Raw genomic sequence first — 6,817 nt, 5'->3', positions numbered from 1 at the left:
GCGACGAGGCTTTCCAGGTAAGGCGCGTCGCGGCTGAAGCCGCTTCTACGCGAGCGCCCGCAGCTAGGCCGTCCGAACGCAGACGGCATCGGCACGACCTTGGCGTAGCGCCGCTCCTGGCGACACCGCATCGGCAGCGCCCTGACCAGAGGCCGCGCACCGGCATAGGCGCCCCACCTCGCGCGCCACGCCGGCTTGCGCCCTGCTCCGCCATCCCTATCCTTGCCGGACTGCCGCCGGTGCGGCGCCGCCAGCGCCGCCCCGCCCCGAAGGACCGCCGATGCCGCCTCCGCCGCTGCCCCGCACTGCCGCCCGCAACCAGAATATCGATGCGATGGCCAAGCTCTCGCTGCTGATCGGGGTGCTGTCGCTGCTGTATTCGCTGGGCCAGGCGCTGTTGCTGATGGCGCTGCCGGACAGGGCGATCGAGGGCGTGCTGCGCGAGGCCGGGCTGCCGTTGCCGCCGCTGCTGCAGTGGTGCGTCGCCCATGCACTGGCGCTGTCCTGGCTGTCGGCGCTGCTGTCGGCGGGCCTGTGCGCGGCGTCGTGGGCGCTGCTGCAGCGGCGCGACTGGGCGCGGCGGGCGTTCATCGTGTTCCTGGTGGTCACCGCCGCGGCCAACTTCGCGGTGCTGCCGCTGCTGTGGCAACTGTTCGATCTGCTGCAGGTCTGGGCGCCGCAGCACGCCTTTGACCCGCAACAGCTCCAGCACGACCTGGCGCTGGGCCGGATCACGCTCATGGTCAGCGGCGCGCTGACCGCCCTGGTCTTCGCCGGCCTGCACGGTTGGCTGGTCTACCAGCTGTGCCGCCCCGCGCTGCGCGCCGAGTTCCGCCGCTGACGCATGCCGACCGGCCCGCGCAGTCCGGGCAGCCCGCCGCAGACGCCTGACACAGCCAGCTTCTAGAATGGCGGCATGCATACCTTCGACCGCGTTCGCGACTATCTCACTGGCCTGCAAGACCGCATCTGTGCGGCTGTCGAGGCCGCCGACGGCCAGGCCCGTTTCGCCGAAGACCTGTGGCAGCGCGCGGAGGGCGGCGGCGGCCGCACCCGCATCCTGCGCGACGGCGCGCTGTTCGAGCAGGCCGGCATCGGCTTCTCCGACGTCGCCGGCACCCGCCTGCCGCCCTCGGCCAGCGCCAACCGCCCGGAACTGGCCGGCGCCTCGTGGCGCGCGGTCGGGGTGTCGCTGGTGTTCCACCCGCTCAGCCCGTACATCCCCACCACCCACGCCAACGTGCGCTACTTCGAGGCGCAGCGCGACGGCGCCACCGTGGCCTGGTGGTTCGGCGGCGGCTTCGACCTGACCCCGTACTACCCGTTCGACGAGGACGCCCGCCACTGGCACCAGACCGCGCACGACCTGTGCGCGCCGTTCGGCGAAGACCGCTATCCGGCGCACAAGCGCTGGTGCGACGAGTACTTCTTCCTCAAGCACCGCAACGAGACCCGCGGCGTCGGCGGCCTGTTCTTCGACGACCTGCATGCCGATTTCGAGCGCGACTTCGCCTACCAGCGCGCGGTCGGCGACGGCTTCCTCGATGCCTACCTGCCGATCGTGGAACGCCGCCGCGGCCTGCCCTGGGGCGAGCGCGAGCGCGAGTTCCAGCTGTACCGGCGCGGCCGCTACGTCGAGTTCAACCTGGTCTACGACCGCGGCACCCTGTTCGGCCTGCAGAGCGGCGGCCGCAGCGAGAGCATCCTGATGAGCCTGCCGCCGCGGGTGCGCTGGGAGTACGGCTTCCAGCCCGAACCGGGCAGCGCCGAGGCGCGCCTGGCCGAGTACCTGGTGCCGCGCGAATGGCTGGCATGAGCGCGCCAGCGCGCACCGCCGTGCTGGGCCGCGAGGACAAGCGCGCCATCGCCGAACAGTTGCAGGCCTACCTGCGCACCGAGTTGCAGCAGCAGGTCGGCGCGTTCGAGGCCGAATTCCTGCTCGATTTCGTCGCCGAGCGCATCGGCGCGCATTACTACAACCGCGGCCTGGACGATGCCCGCGCGCTGCTGGCCACGCAGCTGGACACCCTGGACGACGCGCTCTACCAACTGCAACAGCCCACCGACGCGCGCCGCTGAGCCGGGTCGTGCGCGCCACAAACGCGGCATCACGAACGTGCGGGCATAAAAAAGCCCCGCGGACCAGGGGGAGGTCGGCGGGGCCAGGGAACGGAGACTTGGGGAGGAGTCGCCGTTCCTGGATCTGCTCCAGGGGATGGGAGGAGATCCGCGACAGGTATTGCGCCTGTCGAGGGATATAAGAACATTCCCCACCTTGCTCGTTCGTGAAGATTTAAGTTAAAAATTTGTCAGATTAAGGACGGATTCATTCCCGAAAATTCGTGCAAATAAACCGCGTCAAAATTCCGTTCAATCAAAGCGATCCTGCACGCCCCGGGTGTGACGCCAGTAGGAATTTTGCGGCTTGTCGCGCCCGATGGGGTCAAAAAACCAACGCGAATGGGAAAGCGAAAATCGCGGGCAGGATAATCCTTCGGAAAACCCTCTGCGATATCCGGCGTGCATGCGGATGCGATGTCTACGCAAGACACCGCAGCGCCAGGTCTGGCCCCGGGTGCATGCCCGGAACCCGGGCACTCAATGCGCCTCGTCCCAGTTGTCGCCCACCCCGCTGTCCACCACCAGCGGCACCTTCAGCTCCGCCGCGGCGGACATCCGCCCGGTCACTTCCGGCAGCAAGGTGTCGACGAAGTCGGCATCGGCTTCGAACACCAGTTCGTCGTGCACCTGCAGGATCATCAACGCGCGGTCGCGGTGGTCCTGCAGCCAGGCGTCCACGCCGACCATGGCGCGCTTGATGATGTCGGCGGCGGTGCCCTGCATCGGGGCGTTGATCGCCGCGCGCTCGGCACCGGCGCGCAGACCCTGCTGGCGGGCGTTGATGTCGTTCAGGTACAGGCGGCGGCCGAACAGGGTCTCCACGTAGCCCTGGGTGCGCGCCTGCTCGCGCATGCGCTCCATGAAGTCGCGAACGCCCGGGTAGCGGCTGAAGTACAGCGCCACGTAGTCCTGCGCCTCGCCGCGGCCGATGCCCAGGTTGCGGGCCAGGCCGAACGCGCTCATGCCGTACATCAGGCCGAAGTTGATCGCCTTGGCGGCGCGACGCTCGTTGCCGGTGACCTCTTCGAGCTTGCGCCCGAACACCTCGGCGGCGGTGGCGCGGTGCACGTCCACGCCGCTGCCGAAGGCGCGCAACAGGCCCGGGTCCTCGGACAGGTGGGCCATGATCCGCAGCTCGATCTGCGAGTAGTCGCAGGCGATCAGCTTGCGCCCGGGCGGGGCGACGAAGGCGCGGCGGATGCGGCGGCCGTCGTCGGTACGGATGGGGATGTTCTGCAGGTTGGGATCGGAGGAGGACAGCCGCCCGGTGGCGGCGCCGGCCTGGTGGTAGCTGGTGTGCACGCGACCGGTGTCGGGGTTGACCATCTCCGGCAGCTTGTCGGTGTAGGTGCTGCGCAGCTTGGCCAGGCCGCGGTACTCCAGGATCACCCGCGGCAGCTCGTGCTGGTCGGCGATCGCCTCCAGCGCCTCCTCGTTGGTGCTGGGCTGGCCCTTGGGGGTCTTCAGCACCGCCGGCAGCTTCAGCTCGTCGAACAGCACCGCCTGCAGCTGCTTGGGCGAGTCCATGTTGAAGCTGCGTCCGGCCAGCGCGGTGGCCTTCTGCTGCGCGGCCAGCATGCGCTGGCTCAGGTCCTGGCTCTGCTTGCGCAGCTCGGCGATGTCCACGCACACGCCGTTGGCCTCGACCCGCGCCAGCACCGGCACCAGCGGCATCTCGATCTCGCGGTAGACCCGCGCCAGCGCCGGCTCGGCGTCCAGTTGCGCCGACAGCGTGCGGTGCAGGCGCAGGGTGATGTCGGCGTCCTCGGCGGCGTAGCCGGTGGCGTCGTCGATGGCCACCTGCGAGAACGCGATCTGCTTGGCGCCCTTGCCGGCCACGTCCTCGTACTTGACCGTGTCGTAGCCCAGGTAGCGCCGGGCCAGCGAGTCCATGTCGTGGCGGCTGGCGGTGGAATTGAGCACGAAGCTCTCCAGCATGGTGTCGTCGGCGTAGCCGCGCACCTCCACGCCATGGCGGCGCAGCACGTGCAGGTCGTACTTGCCGTGCTGGCCGACCTTGGGCTTGGCCGGGTCCTCCAGCAGCGGCTTGAGCATCTCCAGCGCCAGCGCGCGATCCAGTTGCACCGGCGCGCCCGGGTAGTCATGGCCCAGCGGCAGGTAGTCGGCGCGGCCCGGCTCGGTGGCGAAGCTGAGCCCGACCAGGTTGGCGCGCATCGCGTCCAGCGCGTCGGTCTCGGTGTCGAAGGCGAAGCCGTCGGCGGCGCGCAGGCGCACCAGCAGTGCTTCGAACGCCTCGGGTGTGGTCACCGCGGTGTAGTCGCCCTTGGCGGCCAGTGCCGGGTCCAGCGCCGTATCGGCGGCCGGCGCCGCGGCCCGGGCATAGCCGGCGGCGGTGCCGCGCAGGCTGGGCGTCGCCTCGCTGGCGGCCTCCGGCGCGGCCACGCCGCCGTCCAGATCACGCAGCGCCTGGGTGAAGCCGTAGCGCTGGTACAGGCCGCGCAGCTGCTCCGGCTCCTGTTCGCGCAGGCCCAGGGTGCGCGGGCCGCCGGGCAGCGTCACGTCGGTCTTGATGGTGACCAGCTCGCGGTTCAGCGGCAGGCGCTGCAGCGCCGCGCGCAGGTTGTCGCCGATCTTGCCCTTGATGGAGTCGGCATGGGCGATCACCCCGTCCAGCGAGCCATACTCGGCCAGCCACTTGGCCGCGGTCTTGGGTCCGCATTTCTCGACGCCCGGCACGTTGTCGATGGCGTCCCCCATCAGCGCCAGCAGGTCGACGATCTGGTGCGGCCAGACCCCGAACTTCTCCATCACCGCCGCATCCGAATCCATGCGGCTGCCGCTCATGGTGTTGACCAGTTGCACGCCGGGGCGCACCAGCTGGGCGAAATCCTTGTCGCCGGTGGAGATGGTGACGTCCAGGCCGTCGCCGGCGCCCTGCAGGGCCAGGGTGCCGATCACGTCGTCGGCCTCGACCCCGTCCTCGCGCAGGATGGTGATGCCCAGCGCATGCACGATCTGGCACATCGGCTCGACCTGCGCGCGCAGCTCGTCGGGCATCGGCGGGCGGTTGGCCTTGTACTGCGGGTACAGGTCGTCGCGGAAGGTCTTGCCCGGCGCGTCGACCACGAAGGCCACGTACTCGGGGCGCTCCTTGAGGGTGGCGCGCAACATGTTGACCACGCCGAACAGCGCGCCGGTGGGCTCGCCGGCGGCATTGGTCAGCGGCGGAAGCGCGTGGAACGCGCGATACAGGTAACTGGACCCGTCGATCAGGACTAATCGGCTCATCGGCCAATTCTACGCTGCGGCGTGTAGCCCCTCTCCCATCGGGAGAGGGGTTGGGGTGAGGGTGCGGCGCGAAGCGACCCGCTGACCTGGGTCCACGAGGCTGCGCACGTACCCTCATCCGCCCCTACGGGGCACCTTCTCCCGGAGGGAGAAGGGAACAGCCAGGAGCCCCTCTCCCACCGGGAGAGGGGTTGGGGTGAGGGTACGACGCGAAGCGACGCACTGATCTGGGTCCACGAGGCTGCGCACGTACCCTTATCCGCCCCTACGGGGCACCTTCTCCCGGCGGGAGAAGGAAGAGCCAAAGCCCCTCTCCCACCGGGAGAGGGTACGGTACGCAGCGACACGCCAACCTGATCCACTAAGCAGCCATCCGCCCGCACCATTCCCACACCGCATGCAGACACTCGGCGCATACTCTGCGCATGTCCTGCCCGTGGAGAACACCGCAATGAAAGCCCTGATCCTGGTCCCGCTGTTGCTGCTGGCGGGCTGCGCCTCCACCGGCCTCGGCCCGGACGGCGCGCCGATGGACGTGCGCGGCGCGGAAACGACCCAGCGCAAGATGGACAACGGCGATACCGTCGACGAATACCGCGTGGGTGGCCAACTGCGCATGGTCAAGGTGACCCCGGCGCGCGGCCCGGCCTACTACCTGTACGACCGCAACGGCGACGGCCACATGGAAGTGGACGGCAGCAAGGACAATGTGTCGCCCGTGTACTGGAAGCTGTACAGCTGGTGACGTCGCGCCCGGCGCGTCGCCCAACGGTGGCGGCGCGCGGGCGTGCTCGCGTCCCCGATCTGCCCAGACGGACGAATGCATGCACGTGCCGGATGCCGGCCCCCTGTCGCGGCGTCGCCTCCCGGCGCAGCCGCGTGACAGGCCGAAGCGTATCGGCAAAGCGATAGGTCGCTGCCGCCAGCGGCCGGATGCCGGCCTCGAACGTGTTCCGCACCGCGCCGACCCCGGCGCGGGCCGATCAGCGCCTCAGCGGATCACCAGCACCGGCACCTGGCTGTTGGCGAGCACTTCCGCGGTCTGGCTGCCGAGCAGGACCCGGCTCATGCCGCGGCGGCCGTGCGAGGTCATCACGATCAGATCGCTGTTGCAGGCCACGGCCATGTCGATGATGCCCTCGGCGGCGTAGCGGTCGAGCACGTGGCGACCGTGCGCGGTCACTCCGGTGGCCGCGGCGGCGGCCAGCGCCGGCGCCAGGATCTTCTGCGCGCCGGCTTCGCGGTCCTGGCGGTATTCGGGGCTGGCCTCGTAGCCCACGCTCCAGCCCATCGCGTCGTACATGCCCATTGCCCACGGCTCGGACACGGTGACGATATCCACGTCCGCGCCGAGCTCGGCGGCCAGCGCCAGCCCCTGCTGCAGACCCTTGGCGGACAACTCGGAACCATCGATGGCGATCAGGATGCGCTGGTACATGGGATGCTC

General features: G+C 69.7%; 6 protein-coding genes. 4 read left to right on the top strand and 2 right to left on the bottom strand.

Going from position 1 to position 6,817, the window contains the following annotated elements; translation table 11 throughout:
* Positions 1 to 280 precede the first annotated feature (280 nt).
* From SLW56_RS16735 to SLW56_RS16725, 3 genes are all read left to right on the top strand, one after another.
* Positions 281 to 841 carry a hypothetical protein gene (locus tag SLW56_RS16735; RefSeq protein WP_295932023.1) on the top strand — a complete coding sequence of 187 codons (561 nt, stop codon included), beginning with the start codon at positions 281 to 283 and terminating at the stop codon, positions 839 to 841.
* Positions 842 to 916: 75 nt separating this feature from the next.
* Entirely contained in the window at positions 917 to 1,816 is a 900-nt protein-coding gene (gene hemF / locus SLW56_RS16730; RefSeq protein ID WP_017910342.1) for an oxygen-dependent coproporphyrinogen oxidase, read from the top strand.
* A complete protein-coding gene (locus SLW56_RS16725) occupies positions 1,813 to 2,079 on the top strand; it encodes a DUF2164 domain-containing protein (RefSeq protein WP_017914139.1) in 267 nt (88 codons plus the stop codon). Before hemF ends, SLW56_RS16725 begins: the two co-directional genes overlap by 4 nt.
* Positions 2,080 to 2,598: 519 nt before the next feature.
* Here the strand turns inward: SLW56_RS16725 and polA are convergent.
* Positions 2,599 to 5,370 carry a DNA polymerase I gene (polA, locus tag SLW56_RS16720; RefSeq protein ID WP_267093121.1) on the bottom strand — a complete coding sequence of 924 codons (2,772 nt, stop codon included), beginning with the start codon at positions 5,368 to 5,370 and terminating at the stop codon, positions 2,599 to 2,601.
* A gap of 451 nt (positions 5,371 to 5,821) precedes the next feature.
* Here polA and SLW56_RS16715 point away from each other — a divergent pair, with 451 nt between their 5' ends.
* Entirely contained in the window at positions 5,822 to 6,115 is a 294-nt protein-coding gene (locus tag SLW56_RS16715; RefSeq protein ID WP_017910345.1) for a DUF2782 domain-containing protein, read from the top strand.
* Between the two features lie 246 nt (positions 6,116 to 6,361).
* On the opposite strand, the gene SLW56_RS16710 is transcribed toward SLW56_RS16715, so the two are convergent.
* Positions 6,362 to 6,808 (bottom strand): universal stress protein, encoded by a 447-nt coding sequence (locus SLW56_RS16710; protein WP_148828883.1) that lies wholly within the window; start codon positions 6,806 to 6,808, stop codon positions 6,362 to 6,364.
* Positions 6,809 to 6,817 lie beyond the last annotated feature (9 nt).

This window comes from Xanthomonas sp. LF07-6 (assembly GCF_034105445.1).
In the GTDB taxonomy this organism is placed as follows: domain Bacteria; phylum Pseudomonadota; class Gammaproteobacteria; order Xanthomonadales; family Xanthomonadaceae; genus Xanthomonas_A; species Xanthomonas_A sontii.
Note: the sequence above shows the minus strand (reverse complement) of the source record. Positions and strands in the feature narration are given on the sequence as shown.

Coding starts and splice junctions, on each gene's coding strand:
- SLW56_RS16735 (WP_295932023.1), top strand. CDS start 281: ATGCCGCCTCCGCCGCTGCCCCGCACTGCCGCCCGCAACCAGAATATC.
- hemF (WP_017910342.1), top strand. CDS start 917: ATGCATACCTTCGACCGCGTTCGCGACTATCTCACTGGCCTGCAAGAC.
- SLW56_RS16725 (WP_017914139.1), top strand. CDS start 1,813: ATGAGCGCGCCAGCGCGCACCGCCGTGCTGGGCCGCGAGGACAAGCGC.
- polA (WP_267093121.1), bottom strand. CDS start 5,370: ATGAGCCGATTAGTCCTGATCGACGGGTCCAGTTACCTGTATCGCGCG.
- SLW56_RS16715 (WP_017910345.1), top strand. CDS start 5,822: ATGAAAGCCCTGATCCTGGTCCCGCTGTTGCTGCTGGCGGGCTGCGCC.
- SLW56_RS16710 (WP_148828883.1), bottom strand. CDS start 6,808: ATGTACCAGCGCATCCTGATCGCCATCGATGGTTCCGAGTTGTCCGCC.